This is a genomic window from Paenibacillus sp. NPDC057886 (assembly GCF_042796655.1).
In the GTDB taxonomy this organism is placed as follows: Bacteria; Bacillota; Bacilli; order Paenibacillales; family Paenibacillaceae; genus Paenibacillus.
This window is the reverse complement of sequence record NZ_JBHVMZ010000001.1, coordinates 198,769-216,585: the sequence shown is the minus strand read 5'-3', so window position 1 is coordinate 216,585 and position 17,817 is coordinate 198,769. Positions and strand designations below refer to the sequence as shown.

Genomic DNA, 17,817 nt, shown 5'->3' with positions numbered 1-17,817 from the left:
AATTGCATATAGTTCTATGTTATCATATCCAGGCATACCTTTCCTATTGCTTCATACATATTCCACTACAGCGTGTAATGTAGTATAATGGCAAGTAGATTGATTGATGTGCAAAAATTCGGGTGTTTATGCATATTATCCCATCCTGTCTTTTTGCCAAAACTATATTTCGATATGATCGATGGGGGATGTCTTAATGAAATCCAAGAAGAAAAAGAAAAGCGCTGCAATCCTTATTTTCCTGGGTGTTTTCATCGTAATGATTGCAGTGCTCGTTCTGGTGAATCAGCAATCCAAGAAACAGATGGATAGCGTACAGAATGCCTATGGCATCGCCGCCTCCAAGCTTAATCCCGCAACTCGCGAACTGCTGAACGATCCGAACTACCAACAAATTATTTTGCCTGACGATCTGAAAGCCAGAATTGATAACAAAGACAGCTTCTTTGTCTATTTCTTTGCCTCCGACTGCTCACACTGCCGTGCGACAACACCTCAGTTGATGCCACTGGTCGATGAGGAAGGCATTCAACTGCCTCAGTTCAATCTGCGCGAATTCGATTCCGGTTGGACCGATTATAACATTGAGTACACACCAACTCTGGTCTATTATCAGGATGGTGTGGAGAAAGACCGCATGGTTGGCGGGCTGCAGGAAAATGGCAGTGACAATGGTTATACGCTGGATGACTACAAGCAATTTTTCGAGAAATATAAGGGCAGTGCCACTCCATCGGCAAGCTAATCGTACAACCCTTCGTGGTTGCGTTGGAACCGCATGGATTATATTGTCCTTTGCATGGACAAACCCTGGAATCATTCCAAACTTTAATGATATGTCCTTTAATATCAAATACCCCGGCCAATTCCTCTAGAGGAACTGTCGGGGTGTTTTTTATAGTCATATGTCTAACAATATGTTAATGAATGAAGTGAATGATGATGACTTTCCATTACAAGCTTACTCGCTCTGCAAGTTTTGTTCCTGCTGCAATGCTTTCATCTTCTCTTCATAGATTCGTCCACGTGTAGGACTTCGGCGTTGAGGATTATTAGGCTTCAGTTCAAGAGCTCGTTCTCGAACCTCCTGGACCAGTACCTCATCCTGAATCTGAATATGCAAGTCTCTGTAAGGAAAATGCTGCGGCTCAGGACCCGAAAGTCCATGAACCAGCTCCTGTACTTCCTGCACCAACGATCCAAGGGCAATGCCTCGCAAAGTTACCGGATATGACTGTAACAGATCTACCGAACTCTGTAACATCATGCGTCCTCCGCGAAGGTTATTATTCCTGAAATGATACAGCCCTACTGCAATCTGCAGCAATCCTTTGTACAGAGAATCCCGATCCCGTTCAAGCCACAGTTCTTCCAATACCTCATGGCATTCAAAGTAATCCTGATCGCGGTTGAAATAGATCAGATAGTCCACATACAGCGGCTCATAGCTGCTCATCCGGGTTTTCGCCCTTTCTAGCCGCATTCAGAAGTGCTTTCACATCATCCAGAAGGTCTTTCAACCCTTCCATATCATGACGCTCCCAGCAGTCATTGAAGCGCTTTTGTGCCTCTATCGCTTCGTTCACGAGGTGGTAGAAATACAATTGATGTATGATATTCAGCGTTCTTGATACAATATTGGAATCATCTTCAAAGGCCTTCTGTGCCTCCAGAATTTGCAGACGGATCGCCGACATTTCATTATCGAGTACAAAAGCGGCTTCCGCCGTCTTTTTCAATCTTGCGCGCATATCATCCGGCAGACTCTCCCGAAACTTGTAACTCAGGGAGTGCTCGATCGTGGCCCAGAAGTTCATCGCGAGCGTCCGAATCTGAATCTCGGCCAGCACATTCTTCTGCCCAAGAGCCGTCTGAACAGGATACTCAATAATCATATGGAAACTGCGGTAGCCACTCTCTTTGAAATTGGTGATATAATCTTTCTCGATTAATACCGTCAAATCCTTACGCCCACGTATATACTCGGCTACCCGCCGAATATCATCCACAAACTGGCACATAATGCGGATACCTGCAATATCCTCAATGCCTGTTTCCACCTGATCAAGCGGCACATTCAGGCGTCTGGATTTCTCCAGAATGCTGGATATTTTTTTGACACGACCGGTAACGAATTCGATCGGGGCGTATTCTTCCCTTTTCTTAAGCTCCGCCCGCATCGTTTTAAACTTAACTTTCAATTCCTCTACCGCTTGTTCATAAGGAAGTAAAAATGTACCCCAGTCTCTACCGTCCATGCTTATGCCTCCTGTCTCTATAGCTTCCCCTGTTCTTATCCATTATACATGATGTTAAGCGGGGGGAAGAGTCCCGTACGACATTCCCTCTTCCACGCTTCTAATTTTCAATCCGGGGAACTCCGAAACATTGCTTAACGATGCTCTGCACCAACAGCTTCCGAAATATGATTGTAACCGTCTTTGCGCAGCAATTCACGCAGTCCGGCATGAATGCGCCGGTTTACTTCAGGTCCTTCATAGATCAATGCCGTATATATTTCCACCAGGCTGGCACCTGCTTTAATCTTTTCGTAAGCATCTTCGCTTGTGAAAATGCCCCCCGATCCGATGATTGGCAGTTTGCCTTCTGTCTGGCGATAGATTTGGCGAATGATTTCCGTGGAACGGTCACGCAGCGGCTTGCCACTTAGTCCACCTGTCTCTTTGGCATGCTGATGGGACAGACCTTCTCGGCTGATCGTTGTATTCGTTGCGATGATTCCGGCAACTCCACTATCTGCAATGGTACTCACCATATATTCAAGCTCCTGGTCATTCACATCAGGTGCAATTTTGACCAGCACCGATTTAACAGAACCGCCCGCTCTCTTGCGCTGTGTCTCCATCTCTTTCATGACAGCGGCAAGCAATTCCTTCAGTTCATTCCCATGTTGCAGATTACGCAAATCCGGTGTATTTGGTGAACTGATATTCACCACAAACAGGTCCGCATAATCGTATAGCGCCCGAATGCATTTTGCATAATCCAAATGCGCTTCTTCATTCGGTGTTGCCTTATTTTTACCTATATTTACGGCCACTGGAATACGGCGCTCCGTGAGGCGTGCCAATTCACCCGCCATGGCTTCGGCTCCGAGGTTATTGAATCCCATCCGGTTCACCAATGCCTCATCGGGAGGCAGGCGGAATAACCGCGGCTGGTCGTTGCCTGGCTGTGCAAGCGGTGTGACTGTGCCCACTTCCATAAAGCCAAACCCGATGGAAGAAAAGCCCGTTACAGCCTGTCCGTTTTTGTCCAAACCAGCCGCAAGTCCTACAGGTGTAGGAAAATGGCATCCAAACATGTCCACAGCCAGATCCGATGTTTCACGCACGCCATACATGACACGTAAACCTGAAGGAACCGGGCGAATACTCCCCATTCCGCTGAGGCCGCCGATAATTAGATGATGGGCCTGCTCAGGGTCCATTTTGAACAACAAGGGTTTAGCAAGACTTCTGTATAACAAATCACTCACTCCGTTCTGGTCCGGTACGCTGAAAAAACTGCTTTCCGTCTTTTTCATATGTAAAAAAACACTCTATACACAAGTCTATCCGTTTCTTCTTCAAAAGGAAAGTAGTTTGAGCATAGACAGAAGGAATCGTATTATGCAAAATGCTCATAAGAAAACCACCCGCCTACTGGAAATGGCGAGTTGAATTCTTTACAATGGGAGCATGGCTACATATCTATATAGCCTTATTCCATGAAGGAGGAACAGCCCATGGCTCCCAAACGCAAACCACCTACTTTGCAGCAAAAGAAAGATGAGGTCAACCGGAAAGCCATTATCTGGACAGCAGCCAGCGTCGGTGGACTGATCATTATCATTGGTGCGCTTATTATTATCGCCAACCTGTAAATGCTTCAACCGACTGTTTCTGCATCTACATACCAATCCAGCATGGATTTTACGTTTTCTTCGGTCTGAATCACTTGATTTTTCTTTTAATTCAACCAATGATACGTCTTATTCGGATTATTTTGCTTGGGAACAAGTGTGTACCGGTAGCGATCTTTCGCTTCTGGAACCATAGCTGTCTCTGGCAGCAAATCTTTTCCGATGCGTACCGGAGTTCCCTGAGGAGCAAGAGCAAATAGCTCTTCCACATCTTCAGTACTCATTCTCACACATCCAAGGGATTCATCCAGTCCGATACTGTTTGGCTCGTTGGTCCCATGGATGGCATAATTCGTGTCCGATAGCTGCATGCCCCTACTCCCAAATTCGCCGTTGGAGCGACCATTTGGATTTACAACCTTGACTGAAATGACAAACGAACCCTCTGGAGTGCGATCTCCCCCAAGCCCCACCTCATAATTCCGAATAATGGTGTTGCCACTAATCAGTGCAAGCTTATGTCTTCTCTTGTCCACGATAATCTCAAGCCGATCCTGCAAAAAAGGCTTTCCGCCTAACGTATCCACAAATGCAGCGTTTTTGCCTTGTTGCGTATCTGAACTTTCACCTGTTCCCTCAGCTGTGTTTTTTCCTTTTCCCATTTGCCCTTGTTGATGCATGGCTAGCAGTGCCGGAAACATCCGGGTCATGCCAGGTGCAGTCTCTCCCAAAATATTATTGGGAAATGGCCGGGCCAGTTGCGCCACACTTTTCGGCCAGCTCCCGTTTTGTTTCTTATATGTAATCATTGCACTCGACAGAGCTGCGGCGGATTCCTGTTTGGCTGTCCAGGCCTGTGCCAGTCGCTTAATCTCCGGTGATACTTCCGGTGGTTTACAGTTACACTGTTTGGCATCATAACTCTGTGCCGTTAATTTGCCACTGCTGTTCGTCTGAACAATGTATTTCACCGCCATATTTCGCTTCCATAATGACCAGTTACCCGCTACCTGCATTCCAAGCACAGCCGATGTCTGCACTTTCGCACCAGAGCCCGACCATGCAGCTGCAAGTGCAGCCTCACCCTGGTCACCTCCACCGAAAGCTCCAGCTGTAAACACGTTGGAATTCGCAACAAGAGCCAGGTCTTCCATCGGGTTATTCTCTGATTCGTTATCCGTGGAATTGTCCGTCGATTCCAACGCTGAAGCCAAAGCCTCGGCTGCATCACGATTGAAACCGGGAGCATCTGCAGGCGGTAATCCTGCCAGGACAAGCAACATCAGCAGGGTGAGCCACATCTTGCGAACACGATGTTTTTTCTCCTTTTGCTCAGCCATCTCGACGAGCTTCTCCTGATAATCCACCCATATATCTGCCGGTGCCTTGCTTCGCTCGAAAGCCTCGTAGACTTCACCCGCCTGTTGAAAACAATAGTTCGCCTTGGCCTCCTGCCCTTCACCCAAATATTCCTTACCGAGTAAATACCAGGCCATTTTATTATCTGGATGTTTCTTTACATATGTTCGTAGGTGAGTATTTTGCATCCGATCCTCCATCATTTCGCCTTTTTCCGTTTCTTTATATATCGGCAAATGATGACAAGAAATCCATAGGACTTGAGTACCCGGATCTTAGCCTCAACATTCTACAAAAAAAGCACACTCCACTGTCCAAAGACAGAAGAACGTGCTTTTGTATGTTCATATGAAAGGAATTAACCTTCTTTATTGAAAGGTTCATCCGCTACTTTAATGGAGTCCGTAGGGCAGCCGTCGCAAGCATCCTGCATGTCGTCGAACAAGTCATCTGGAATTGCTTTGATCCCTTGGTTGGCATCCCCATCGAAGATTACTTCTGCCAAACCTTCATCATCATAGTCATAAATGTCTGGCGCCGTTGCTCCGCATGCTCCGCACGCAATACATGTATCTTTTTCTACCCAAGTAAATTTACTCATTACCAATCTCTCCTCCTATTATTCAAAAACGTACAGTATTTTTATCTAGAAACATATTAATACAAAGTAAGAGTTATTACAAATCATTTTAACAGCCTCAAGACTCCATTATGCCCTATCTAATCGAGACTTTGCAAATTATCTTTTTGCAGCGATGTTCCCCGTTCTTTATGATTGCGCAGTAATACGGAAGGATCATCCCCCAACATTCCAGCTGTAACGACAGCATTCTCGCCAAATTTGTCACGTAACTGATCCATAATACGAATTAGGTTTTCCTTCTTTGGCTTCTGCTCATATTCAAACAGATCAAGCTGTATTGCAGACTCCTCACGTGGAATCAGTGTTTGAAGGGTCACACCCAACATACGAACTGGCTTCCCGCCGCCCCAATGTTTCGCAAATAAAGCACAGGCCTCCCGGTATATGATTGATGCATCTTCAGTAGGCACTTCCATCATCCGTGATCTCGTAATGGTCTTCATATCTGGTGTACGAATCGTAATCTGAATGCCTTGACTGAGCATTTCGTGCTTGCGCAACCGTCTGGCAACCTGGTCACTTATATTCAGCAATACCCGATGAACATCATCCATTTCAGATATATCCGCAGGTAGCGTTGTCGTGTGTCCGATCGATTTGTTCGCTTCACGTTCAGCCTGAACTGCCGAATGATTAATGCCGTTTGCTGAATTTTTTAACCATGAGCCGTTAATTCCAAACACATCGGTTAACATCCGCTCGTCTGATTTGGCCAGCTGCCCTATGGTTTCAATGCCCAGCTTCTTCAGCTTTTCCGCAGTTTTTTTGCCGATCCCAAACATCTCGTTACAAGGTCTATGCCATAAAATCTGAGGTACATCCCTCATCCGCAAAATCGAAATGCCATTAGGCTTTTTCAAATCAGAGGCCATCTTGGCAAGCAGCTTATTGGGTGCAATTCCGATCGAACAAGGCATCCCCAGCTCATCCCGGATTCTGGTCTGAATACTTTCCGCAATTTCCAGCGGTGTACCAAACTGTCTGGACCCCGTAATATCGAGGTAACACTCATCGATTGAGGTTGCTTCAAGCAGCGGTGTATAACTGTAAGCTATTTTCATGAATTCTTTCGAATACTTTCGATATAAATGAAAATCCGGACGTATCACAATTAAGTCAGGACACTTTTTCAATGCTTGATGAACGACCATGCCTGTGGAAATGCCCCTTCGGCGAGCCGTGTACGAACAAGTTACAATGACACCTTTGCGCACTTCACTGCTGCCAGCAACGGCCGTCGCTTTTCCTCTATATAATTCCGGTTCCTCGGCTTCATGTACAGAGCAATAAAAAGCATTCATATCGACATGCAAAATCACTCGTCCGGCGGCAGGATAATATCGATCTACATTTATGTTGTTATGCGTCTGGTCTGAAGACATGATCCACCACCGCCCTTTCGTATACACAATTCCGTTACAAGCACTCTCTACTCTATTATATCAAAATCCCTTATGTAAAAATCATTTATGTCGCCTTATTTTCGGAGAGCCTTTACGATCGATCGAATGATACCCCACACGGCAACGACGATAATAGCGATTATAATGAGTGAAATAATTATATTCTCCCAAACAAAGCTCATTCTTTTCCCTCCATTTATAAAGACAAAATTTGAAGCCATGTTCGATCCAGGAATACTTGTATTTAGATGAAGCATAACATATTACAATACTACGTTTACAGCTCACTTTACTCTACAATCCATCATTTGTTACACCAAATGGTGAATTCGATGTAGCATTTGGCGATAATGGTGCTATAATAATTAATTATACAAATTCACGATTTTAGGACAAATCTACACTTTGAATTTAATACAGTGTAGCGGTACAGAATCGAAGGATTCGTCACCAACCATGTTTTTTAAACACACCATTTAACTTTCTAAAAAAAGCGCTTCATCTTAAAGGAGGATCTTCATGTCAAAGGCCATCTCCATCTTCGATACGACTTTACGTGACGGCACACAAGGGGAGGGAGTCAGCTTATCGGCAGATGACAAGCTCAAAATTGCCAAGAAGCTTGATGACCTGGGTGCTCATTATATTGAAGGCGGAATTCCAGGCAGCAACACCAAGGACATTGAGTTTTTCAAAAGAGTCAAGGAACTGAACCTGAACGCGAAGGTTGTCGCTTTTGGCAGTACACGTCGTAAAGGCAGCATCGCCAGTGAAGACGCCAACTTGAAGCGCATGATCGAATCCGGTGCTCAGGCAGCGACTCTGGTAGGCAAGTCGTGGGATTTCCACGTACACACCGCTTTGCAAACCACTTTGGAAGAAAACCTGTCCATGATCTACGACTCCATTGCCTATCTGAAACAAAACGGTATGGAAGTCATTTTTGATGCAGAGCATTTCTTCGATGGATTTAAGCACAATCCTGAATATGCACAGGCCGTATTGACCAAAGCCCATGAAGCTGGAGCGGACTGGCTTGTGATGTGTGACACCAACGGCGGAACGATGCCACATGAGGTGTACGAGATCGTATCCACACTCGCTGGACGCCTTCCCCAAGCCCATCTGGGCATTCATACACATAATGACTGTGAACTTGCTGTAGCTAACACCTTAAGCGCAGTACAAGCTGGTGCCAGACAAGTTCAAGGTACGATGAACGGTTATGGAGAGAGATGTGGCAACGCCAATCTGGCTTCCATTATTCCTAACCTGCAACTGAAGCTTGGATATGAGTGCGTTTCTGAGGATTCGATGAGACAGCTCACCAATGTTGCCCGTTATGTCAGCGAGATTGCCAACGTAAATATGCCAATTAACCAACCTTATGTCGGAAATGCTGCTTTCGCTCACAAAGGCGGTATTCACGTCTCTGCCATATTGCGTGATTCTCGGACCTACGAACACATCGTCCCTGAGTTGGTTGGTAACAAACAGCGTGTGCTCGTCTCCGAACTGGCAGGACAAAGTAACATTGTGTCCAAAGCACAGGAACTGGGTCTTGAATTCGATCCAAGCAGTGCCAACTCACGTCAGATTATTGAGAAAATCAAAGATCTGGAACACCAGGGCTATCAGTTCGAAGGCGCCGATGCCTCCCTTGAATTGTTGATCCGTGAAGCCAACGGTGACATGAAAGAATTGTTTACCTTTGAATCGTTCAAGATGCTTGTTGAAAAAGTGGCTGGCAAGTCTGTTGTTTCGGAAGCCTTTGTTAAACTTAACGTAGGCGGAACAAGTGCGTATACCGCAGCTGAAGGCAATGGTCCGGTCAATGCACTGGATAACGCGCTTCGGAAAGCGCTTGTGCAGTACTTCCCTTCCCTTGCCAACATGCATCTGTCCGACTATAAAGTACGTGTTCTGGATGAGAAAGATGCAACTGCCGCGAAGGTTCGTGTATTAATTGAATCTAAAAACACAGAAAACACGTGGAATACGGTCGGTGTATCCGAGAACGTGATTGAAGCGAGCTGGGAAGCCCTCGTACACAGTTTCCGTTATGCCCTTCTTCAGGAAAAATTGCAGGACGAGCCTGGTGTAGTCAACATTCCAGCTCATGGTCTAAGCAACCATTAATGCATATTTCCCGGAAAATAAAAGAAGCGCCTGTCTCCAAAAAACATTGGAAGACAGGCGCTTTTGCTTCTCGCTTGGCTAGCTTCTGCTTGACTAATCCTCAATTAACTCCTTGATTTTTCGCTCCAGCTCTTTCTCAGGCAAAATCCCCAAGATAATTTCCTGAACGACACCTCGGGAATCAATCAGTACATTCGTCGGAAAAGCTAAACCGTTATATTTGGCATATGCTGTTCCGTCTTCATCAAGCAGAATAGGGAACGTCAGTTTGTATTCATCCACAAAAGCTTTGGCATCCCTGATTTTATCGTACGTAGTTACATTCACACCGTACAGATCCAGTTTATCCTTGTATTTTGCTGCCAATGTATTGAGCGCAGGAGCTTCCTGCTTACACGGTTCACACCAGGATGCCCAGAAACTGACGAAGATGGCTTTTTCCTTGGCTCCACCTACAGAGTAGGTTTTCCCATCCATAGCTTTCAAAGAGAACGCTGGTGCCAGTAAACCCGCTTTCGGTCCAGTCTCTGTCGGCATTGGCTCCTCTTGCTTAAACACGGCTGCGATTCCATTGCCTGCATTTTGAGCCAAAGCAATGCCCACAAGCAAAACAACACCCAGCAGTATGTATATATTTCGTTTCATGACCAGCCACCCTTTTGTATAATCAAACATATCGAGATTCACACTTTTCTAACATGTGAGATATTTCAGGCTCTCTCTCATATTGTACCCTTTTCCTTTAAAATTTTACAATCCGGGTCACACAAAATAAAATAAAAAAGGACTCCTGCTGAAGCAGGAGCCAAAGAGAGAGGGGTGAATACAAATGGCAGCACCTCATGGGCAGCAAAACACCTTCTACATCCCTTCCTCCGTAGAGCAGGAGATGTCTAAGTACATGTTCGCTTCGCTGCCACAAGAAGCCTGCGGGGTTGTGCTGGGTGAAGCCGCAGCGGGCGGCATACGAATCAGTCGGTTTCAGCCCATTCGTAACGTAGCGCCTGACCCGCTGCACCATTTCTCATTGGAAGATGCAGAATGGATCCGGTGTGTGTTCAATGAGCCACAACTTATCGGGCTCTTTCACTCCCACCCTCGAACCACTCCTATACCTTCCAATGAGGATCTGCATAACCTACCGATTTTCGCCGGACTACTTCAAGTCTATTTTATAGGCTCGCCTGATCTTACAGCTGATACACAATCAAAGATGCTTCTAAATGGTTATCAAATTCATTCAAATGTTGATTCAAGCATTGGAATGAGCCATGTCCAACCATACAGCTTACAGCCCGCCCAGTTATGCGTGACTTAACCGGGTGTACAGATCACCCAATGTTTCTACATTTTTGCGAGACATATCCTCCAGATAACAGGACCATAACTGTGCAGTCATTTTCGCGTCCTCCAAAGCGTGGTGGCGTCCATAGATCGGAATGGCTTTGGATTCCAGCAATTCATCCAGACCATAGCCTGGTCTGTTCGGTTCAAGCCAACGTGCCAGCATCATCGTATCGATGAGCCGGTGCGTTAGCCTTACTTTGGATGTCCGCCACAAGGCCGCATTCAAAAAAGCCCGATCATGCGCGCTTGCATGGGCAACCAGTACATTTCCGCCAACAAAAGACATGAAGTCATGCAAGCCTTCCAGGAGCGACGGAGCATCCATCGTCATTTCCTGTGTAATTCCCGTCAGTTCGGTAATGTGTTCCGGAACGGAGACTTTGGACTGAACCAACGTATAGAACTGCTCATTCTCCAGCATCACACCGCCATTAATACGAACGGCCCCAAAGGAAAGGATCTCATCCCCATGCTGGGGAGAGAAGCCCGTCGTTTCCAGATCGAATACGACAGCATTCAATTCGTTCAAGGGCGTGTGCAGCACCTCGGGTCTGCGCTGTTCTCTCATCATCGAACGGATGAACGCCATATGTTGCGCCGTAGGGGCTCCCATTATGGAAGCGATGGCGGAAGGAACCCCTCCATGGCGCAGCGAATTCCAAAATCCAGTATTGCCCCTTGCCGGCTCTCTCATGGACGTCTCCTTTCTACAAAACGAAGTTGTCTTTGCAGCGCACGATGTACTCGCCGCACCAACCCTAACGTATTCCGGAGTTCATAAAGCATTTGTTTTTCCTTCAACTGTTTCTCATTCAGGAAACCACCGCTATGCTGTAACCCTTGTTTCATCACAACGGGTGTACTGCGTCGCAGTTTCAAAGCCGTCATAAATGCACGCTGAGCTGCATCCAGCAAAGTAAGCGGAACTGCTTCGAGCGAAACCAACCTCTGAATCCGCTTGAGCGTGGATGTTTCTTTAATGCCATGCTGCAAAGCCAGAAAACGCGCACTGTTCACCAGCGGAATATACAAGCCGTATTTCACATCAAATCCGCCTGCATGTTCACCGAATCGTTCGGTTACTACCCTTCCGAGGATGTTCAGTGTCGCCTTGTGTTTGACGGTATTGCGCAGAACAGCATCGGAAAGCCCAGGAACCGATCTGAACCCTTCATAAAATGCAGAAATCCATTCCTCCGCGAGCTCTGGCTCGCCTGCAACAAAACGCATGTCTGAAGCGATAATCAGATTGCGAACCGGCTCCCATGACAGGTCCGATCCCCATGCTTTCAGCTGTTCCTTCCATGATTCCAGCGTTTTTCTCCATAAAGGCTCCGAACACATCACTTTGCCTTCACATTTAGCGTAACCAAGTGCCTCCAGCATATCGGTCATTCGAAGTCCAAGTTCAGCAAAATATGTTTCTTTACCCTCATGCGCGGCATCGCTGATAATCATGCCATTATCCTGATCACTCCATAACGTCGCTTCTTGCCTGCCGGAACTGCCAAAAACGATAAAGGCATAGGGGACGGGAGGTTGGCCTAGGCCTTCCTCTACCATCCCCTGGATGCATAACTCTACTGCTCGCCGAGCAACCCGGTCATGCAGTTCATTTACCGTCTGGTACCATTCAATCGGCGACAAGGAAGCGGACAACAGTTCCTGGAGCTCATTCTGCAATATCACTCGTGCCTGGCGCAGTTCTTGAGAAGATGCCGCACCATCTATTCCCTGATAGGACCAGGATTGATTTATATACGGGATGGGTTCCATCATGTCCAGCCTCCTTGAAGCATGATTCAGCAATCATTCCTCTTAGGAGCTGAACGTACCGCCATTGGATTTAGTTTCTACATTTTTCATTTGTTCAGGGTACCCGTAAGTCCCATGCTCGCTTAAATCCAGACCCATCGTTTCTTCTTCTTCCGTAACACGGATTCCCATGACAGCTTTCATACCACCGAGAATAATGAAGGACATAATCAGTACAAAGGCAAATGCGCCTGCCAGACCGAGAAGCTGAACACCCAGTTGGTGGAAGCCGCCACCGTAGAACAGACCCGCTTGACCTACGCCTGCATTCTCAGCAAGTTCCGGTGTTGCGAACAAACCTGTGGAGATTGCTCCCCACATACCGGCAATACCGTGTACAGAGAAAGCATAGATTGGATCGTCAATTCCTTTACGCTCAAAGAATTGAGCAGTGAAGAATGTGATAATACCTGCCAGAGCACCAATAACCAGAGCGGCCCATGGTTCTACAAAAGCACAAGCACCTGTAATGGCAACGAGTGCCGCAAGCACACCGTTCAGCATGCTAGGAATATCGGATTTACCCAATACAGCCCATGAAATCAACAGTGCTGCAACACCACCAGCAGCCGCAGCTACGTTTGTAGTCAAGGCTACATAACCGAAGAATCCATCACCCATGGCAGATAATGTACTACCCGGGTTGAAACCGAACCAACCAATCCAAAGGATAATTACACCGAGTACGGAGTAAACTTGGTTATGACCTGGAATGATGTTAGGTTTACCATCTTTGTTATATTTGCCGATACGCGGCTTCAACAGGATCGTAGCTACCAGTGCGGCAGTTGCACCCGTCAAGTGGACAACCGTCGAACCTGCAAAGTCTTGCATGCCAAGCTCAGCCAACCAGCCGCCGCCCCATACCCAGTGAGCAACAACCGGATACATGATAATGGTATACAGCGTACCGAAAACGATATATACACTCATCTTTGCACGTTCTGCCATACCACCGCAGGCAATAGCCAGGGATACCGCTGCAAAGGCAAGATGGAATACAAATTTAATTGTTAGCGGAACATCAGAGAAGGCCAATGATTCGAATGAAGCAGCCATTCCGTCCCCACTCAGGAAAAATCCAGTTGTTCCGAAGAAACTGTTACCATTACCGAAACCAAGACCGAAGCCAAGAGCCCAGAAGGCAATAACCGAAATCCCCAATGTCAGGATTGTTTTACCCGCAATGTGTCCTGCGTTTTTCATTCGAGTGGAACCCGCTTCAAGTAGAGCAAATCCCCCTTGCATCAGGAAAACCAGCACAACAGCCAGAAACGTAAAGGCTGAGTTCAGACCGCTTTGAAGCTCGATGTTAGTCGGCCCCTCCGCAGCTGCAAATGCGCTGACCGGGAAAGCCAATAAAGTAAGCATTATTAACACCGAAACTAACCATTTCTTTCTCATATACCCCACTCCCTCTTATGTTAAGTTTCTTCACATATTGTGAAACTCTTAATGCCATTATAAGCAGAAGACAGGAAAGTTGACAAGAGTATTTTCAGCAAAATCGAAAAATATTTCTGGGAATAAAGTCATACGTCTTTTTCTTGCACTTAAGTACATAATCATGTCCCATGAGTACATAGATATAGAAACGAAGCCTGACTGCTACCAAAGCGTAACGTTTGACTGTATGGTTAAAGATCATGTATCATAACTATTAGTAAGAAAAAAATTGGGCGGGTTATGCAAAGCCGCAACTGGAATCTACAATTCCCTACATTTGAACTTGCAAGCGAGGTGAATATCATTGGGGATATGAAATTGTTTCGGATTGGCGAACTTGCCAAAACTGCAGGCGTAAGCGAACGGACGATTGATTATTACACAAAGCTCGGTCTCATCGCTCCTGAAGAGCGCACAGAAAAAAACTATCGTCTTTATAGTAATGAAACTTTAACCAGGCTTGAACGTATTGTACACATGAAACAAGAGAAATATAGTCTCGACGAGATTAAGCAATCTCTTGAAAAGTGGAGTCTGGTGAGCAAGGAAGAACAGGTTGCCAGCAAACTGACAACATTGGAGCTCCATGTGCAACAGCTTGAGCGAGAGGTGAATGAGCTTAAACCGCTGCTTGGCGAGATGAAACCTGTACAAGCACGCAAGATGATGGCCGGACTGCTCACCAAAAGTGCCGGTACGATGGAAGCCTTGAAAATCTTGCTTGAGAACACCATGATGTAGCTTATTATTTAGAAAGCGGAGGAATGAATATGAGTTTTAATAACGGTATGTTCGTTTTGATCATTATCGCCTTTTTGCTCTCCTTATGGGCGCAATTTCGCGTTAAGAGTACATTCAATCGTTGGTCTGATGTCAAAAACCTGAATGGAATGACCGGTTACGATGCAGCCCGCCACATGCTTGATTCCAATGGCCTACACGACGTTCCTATTGAACCTGTGCGTGGAGCACTCTCTGATCACTACGATCCGATTAATCGAGTCGTGAGGTTGTCTGAGCCTGTATATTATGAAAATTCAATCTCGGCTGTTTCCGTTGCGTGTCACGAAGTTGGCCATGCGATCCAGCACAAGGAAAGTTATCCGATGTTGGCACTACGTCACCGGATATTCCCGATCGTCAACTTTGCATCCGGACTTGCACCTTTCTTGCTCATCGCTGGATTCATCTTTAATGCAATGAACCTAGTCGGTATTGGTATTATTTTCTTCTCCGTAACTGTTGCGTTCCAACTCATTACGTTGCCGGTCGAGTTCAATGCAAGTAACCGTGCAAGAGAGATCATGGTATCAGAAGGTTATATCCGGAATGAAGAAGAACGAGGCGTTGCCAAAGTACTGAATGCCGCAGCATTAACTTACGTCGCTGCAGCGTTAATCTCATTACTGGAATTAATTCGTTACATCGGAATTTTTAATAGCCGTGACTAATTGAATACACAAAAAAACAATACCCCACCGTTAATCGGATGGGGTATTGTTTTGCTGTAAACCGAAATAATTAAGCAAAAATGAACGAAATGACTGCGCAACAAGTGGAAGCTTGTCATCTGCACGGTGGATCAACCCGATCGTACGCGTCACTTTTGGATGAGAAATGGCCACATGCGCCGGTTGCAGCGGATTCGTCTGGAAAAGCGCCATTTCTGGCAGTAAACTCACACCCATACCAGCGGCAACCAGCCCGCGAATGGTATCCGTCTCTTCACCCTCAAAAGCAATCTTAGGCGTAAACCCAGCTTCAAGACATGCGTGCCAGACAATCGGACGCAGAGAATACCCTTTACTGAATAACACAAACTTATCATCTTTAAGTTGTTCTAACGCAATGCTCTCTTCCCCGGCCAATGGATGATTGGGCGGAAGGATTGCATGCAGTTCTTCCGTAAGCACAATGTCACCATCGACCTGGTCGTGTTTTTCCGGAAATGGAGATATGAATGCCAAGTCCACTTCAGCCGATAACACATCACGAATGAGCGTCGGGAACATGCCTTGCTTGAATCTGAATTTGACGTTAGGATAACGCTGACGGAACGCTGCTACAACCGAAGGAATCAAGTGAATACCGAGACTGTGAGGAAAACCAATACGAATTTCACCATGCTCCGGGTCGAGAAATTCATGAACCTCCCCGACCGCTTTGTCCAGATCTTTCAATATGCCTTCAACCCGTTTGCAAAAGAGCTGCCCGACTGCAGTCAACTGCAGATTTCGCCCTTTTTGCATAAAGAGGTCTACTCCCAGTTCTTCCTCCAGCTGATGAATCTGACGACTCACCGCAGACTGCGCTACGTGCAATTCCTCCGCCGCCTGCGTAACATGCTCCTTCTGTGCCACTTTCAAAAAGTAATGCAACTGTCTTAATTCCACTGCCCCTGATCTCTCCAATCTGCTATACCCTACTTATCCTTGATTGCATTCCGTCTTCAGATCAATCCGACTACTGCTTAAAGCTACGTGGTTTCCACAAGCGGATGAGAAGTCCATAAATGAAGAATCCACCTAACAACCCACCCAAATGCGCCATCCAGTTAATGCCTGTCATGGCAAAGGAGAAAATAATTCCGAATACAAGCAGTGTATACAACGTTTTACGTGAGGTTTCGTCCATCATTGTCCGCTGGAACAAGGCTACATACAGAAACGCACCATAGATTGCATAGATCGCACCTGAAGCACCTACCGAGATTGTCGTTGCTCCAACCGAGTTATACCACGCAACAGCCAGAATGTTGCCCAGGATGCCTCCACCCAAGTACAGCACACCATACCTTACCGACCCAAGCAGCCGTTCCATTGGTGGTGCAAATACGATGAGAGCGAAGCTGTTAAACAACAGATGGCTAAAACCAGCATGCAGGAACATGGACGTAATATAACGCCACCAATCTGCTGCAAATAACTCATGGTTAACAAGTGCTCCAAACTTAAGCAGCGTCATACTGTTTGTGGAACCACCATTCAAACTCAACACAATAAACATAACAACATTGGCAATTAAAAGAATCGACGTCAAAGGAAAAAATTTTAAATAACTTTTCCAGTTCTCATACCTTATAAATATCATAAGTTTCTGCTTTCACTCCACCCTGTTCAGATCGGCCTGCAAGTCTGACCCATTCTAATGATCCTTCGTCCGAATTGGACAATGCCTTTCATAAAAGATTATAATGGATTTTGGCACGGATCACCAACTTATAAGGAGGAACATTATTATGGCACAAGAACGTACAGGCGCAGCCACCTTTAAAGGTAACCCTATTACATTGATCGGACCCGAGTTGAAAGTGGGCGATCAAGCACCCGATTTTACACTAAGTAAAAACCTGGTTGAAGATGCATCCCTGAAAGACTTCGCAGGTAAAATCAAATTAATCAGCGTTGTTCCTTCACTGGATACTGGCGTATGCGATGCCCAAACCCGCCGCTTCAATGTTGAAGCAGGAGATCTCGGAGACAATGTTGTCGTATTGACAGTAAGCGTTGACCTTCCATTTGCACAAGCACGCTGGTGCGGCGCAGCCGGAGTTGACCGCGTCGTAACACTGTCTGATTACAAAACCCGTTCATTCGGTGAAGACTACGGTGTTCTGATCAAAGAATTCCAATTGGACATGCGCTCCATCTTCGTGGTGGATGCTGAAGACCGAATTACATATGTGGAATATCTGCCTGAAATGACAGACTCCCCTAACTTTGAGCAAGCGGTTTCCGCCGTAAAAGCCTTGCTGTAAAAGGTAGTTCACGTTCAGAACAAAAGCGAGGAAGGTTAACCTT

Annotated in this window: 19 protein-coding genes; 7 read left to right on the top strand and 12 right to left on the bottom strand. The window is 46.1% G+C overall.

The genetic code is table 11. From position 1 onward, the window contains the following. Positions 1-196 precede the first annotated feature (196 nt). Positions 197-745, top strand: coding sequence for a thioredoxin family protein (locus ACFVQB_RS01060; RefSeq protein ID WP_379434543.1), 549 nt, complete (start codon positions 197-199; stop codon positions 743-745). A 216-nt stretch (positions 746-961) separates the two neighbouring features. On the opposite strand, the gene ACFVQB_RS01055 is transcribed toward ACFVQB_RS01060, so the two are convergent. From ACFVQB_RS01055 to ACFVQB_RS01045, 3 genes are all read right to left on the bottom strand, one after another. Continuing rightward, entirely contained in the window at positions 962-1,456 is a 495-nt protein-coding gene (locus tag ACFVQB_RS01055; RefSeq protein ID WP_379434541.1) for a DUF309 domain-containing protein, read from the bottom strand. Next, the gene (gene yjbM, locus ACFVQB_RS01050) at positions 1,443-2,258 is read right to left on the bottom strand and encodes a GTP diphosphokinase (protein WP_053783647.1); all 816 of its coding nucleotides are present in this window, start codon (positions 2,256-2,258) and stop codon (positions 1,443-1,445) included. Before yjbM ends, ACFVQB_RS01055 begins: the two co-directional genes overlap by 14 nt. A 134-nt stretch (positions 2,259-2,392) precedes the next feature. Then, a complete protein-coding gene (locus ACFVQB_RS01045; protein ID WP_379436225.1) occupies positions 2,393-3,490 on the bottom strand; it encodes a quinone-dependent dihydroorotate dehydrogenase in 1,098 nt (365 codons plus the stop codon). Positions 3,491-3,748: 258 nt separating this feature from the next. Here ACFVQB_RS01045 and ACFVQB_RS01040 point away from each other — a divergent pair, with 258 nt between their 5' ends. Continuing rightward, positions 3,749-3,886: a hypothetical protein gene (locus ACFVQB_RS01040; RefSeq protein WP_162842436.1), complete on the top strand. Its 138-nt coding sequence runs from the start codon at positions 3,749-3,751 to the stop codon at positions 3,884-3,886. 86 nt (positions 3,887-3,972) lie between these two features. Here ACFVQB_RS01040 and ACFVQB_RS01035 read toward each other — a convergent pair whose 3' ends face one another. The 3 genes from ACFVQB_RS01035 to ACFVQB_RS01025 form a co-directional block, all read right to left on the bottom strand. Further along, on the bottom strand, positions 3,973-5,412 hold the full coding sequence (locus ACFVQB_RS01035; RefSeq protein WP_379434538.1) for a L,D-transpeptidase family protein: 1,440 nt from the start codon (positions 5,410-5,412) through the stop codon (positions 3,973-3,975). 170 nt (positions 5,413-5,582) lie between these two features. After that, positions 5,583-5,825 (bottom strand): ferredoxin, encoded by a 243-nt coding sequence (locus tag ACFVQB_RS01030; protein WP_053783645.1) that lies wholly within the window; start codon positions 5,823-5,825, stop codon positions 5,583-5,585. Positions 5,826-5,944: 119 nt separating this feature from the next. Then, positions 5,945-7,249, bottom strand: a complete 1,305-nt coding sequence (locus tag ACFVQB_RS01025; protein ID WP_379434535.1) for a DNA polymerase IV — start codon at positions 7,247-7,249, stop codon at positions 5,945-5,947. 540 nt (positions 7,250-7,789) lie between these two features. Here ACFVQB_RS01025 and cimA point away from each other — a divergent pair. After that, a complete protein-coding gene (gene cimA, locus ACFVQB_RS01020; RefSeq protein ID WP_339850903.1) occupies positions 7,790-9,409 on the top strand; it encodes a citramalate synthase in 1,620 nt (539 codons plus the stop codon). Positions 9,410-9,502: 93 nt separating this feature from the next. Here the strand turns inward: cimA and ACFVQB_RS01015 are convergent, their stop codons facing one another. Continuing rightward, positions 9,503-10,054 carry a TlpA family protein disulfide reductase gene (locus ACFVQB_RS01015; RefSeq protein WP_379434533.1) on the bottom strand — a complete coding sequence of 184 codons (552 nt, stop codon included), beginning with the start codon at positions 10,052-10,054 and terminating at the stop codon, positions 9,503-9,505. Between the two features lie 184 nt (positions 10,055-10,238). Here ACFVQB_RS01015 and ACFVQB_RS01010 point away from each other — a divergent pair, with 184 nt between their 5' ends. Then, complete coding sequence (locus ACFVQB_RS01010) at positions 10,239-10,727, top strand: M67 family metallopeptidase (protein WP_379434531.1); 489 nt, start codon at positions 10,239-10,241, stop codon at positions 10,725-10,727. On the opposite strand, the gene ACFVQB_RS01005 is transcribed toward ACFVQB_RS01010, so the two are convergent. From ACFVQB_RS01005 to ACFVQB_RS00995, 3 genes are read right to left on the bottom strand one after another with little or no spacing between them, the layout of a single operon-like run. Continuing rightward, positions 10,713-11,450: an exonuclease domain-containing protein gene (locus ACFVQB_RS01005; protein WP_379434529.1), complete on the bottom strand. Its 738-nt coding sequence runs from the start codon at positions 11,448-11,450 to the stop codon at positions 10,713-10,715. The genes ACFVQB_RS01010 and ACFVQB_RS01005 overlap by 15 nt on opposite strands. Then, on the bottom strand, positions 11,447-12,541 hold the full coding sequence (locus tag ACFVQB_RS01000; protein ID WP_379436222.1) for a DUF294 nucleotidyltransferase-like domain-containing protein: 1,095 nt from the start codon (positions 12,539-12,541) through the stop codon (positions 11,447-11,449). The genes ACFVQB_RS01005 and ACFVQB_RS01000 overlap by 4 nt, the downstream gene beginning before the upstream one ends. Positions 12,542-12,574: 33 nt before the next feature. Continuing rightward, positions 12,575-13,975: an ammonium transporter gene (locus ACFVQB_RS00995; RefSeq protein ID WP_076292032.1), complete on the bottom strand. Its 1,401-nt coding sequence runs from the start codon at positions 13,973-13,975 to the stop codon at positions 12,575-12,577. Between the two features lie 354 nt (positions 13,976-14,329). Here ACFVQB_RS00995 and ACFVQB_RS00990 point away from each other — a divergent pair, with 354 nt between their 5' ends. Continuing rightward, positions 14,330-14,758, top strand: coding sequence for a MerR family transcriptional regulator (locus tag ACFVQB_RS00990; RefSeq protein ID WP_379436220.1), 429 nt, complete (start codon positions 14,330-14,332; stop codon positions 14,756-14,758). 29 nt (positions 14,759-14,787) lie between these two features. Continuing rightward, positions 14,788-15,468: a zinc metallopeptidase gene (locus tag ACFVQB_RS00985; protein WP_062322116.1), complete on the top strand. Its 681-nt coding sequence runs from the start codon at positions 14,788-14,790 to the stop codon at positions 15,466-15,468. Between the two features lie 30 nt (positions 15,469-15,498). On the opposite strand, the gene gltC is transcribed toward ACFVQB_RS00985, so the two are convergent. Both gltC and ACFVQB_RS00975 read right to left on the bottom strand, forming a co-directional pair. Next, complete coding sequence (gene gltC / locus ACFVQB_RS00980) at positions 15,499-16,410, bottom strand: glutamate biosynthesis transcriptional regulator GltC (protein ID WP_024629242.1); 912 nt, start codon at positions 16,408-16,410, stop codon at positions 15,499-15,501. A gap of 70 nt (positions 16,411-16,480) precedes the next feature. Further along, entirely contained in the window at positions 16,481-17,107 is a 627-nt protein-coding gene (locus tag ACFVQB_RS00975) for a rhomboid family intramembrane serine protease (RefSeq protein ID WP_063564796.1), read from the bottom strand. A gap of 148 nt (positions 17,108-17,255) precedes the next feature. Here ACFVQB_RS00975 and tpx point away from each other — a divergent pair, with 148 nt between their 5' ends. Continuing rightward, positions 17,256-17,774 carry a thiol peroxidase gene (tpx, locus tag ACFVQB_RS00970; protein ID WP_379434526.1) on the top strand — a complete coding sequence of 173 codons (519 nt, stop codon included), beginning with the start codon at positions 17,256-17,258 and terminating at the stop codon, positions 17,772-17,774. Positions 17,775-17,817 lie beyond the last annotated feature (43 nt).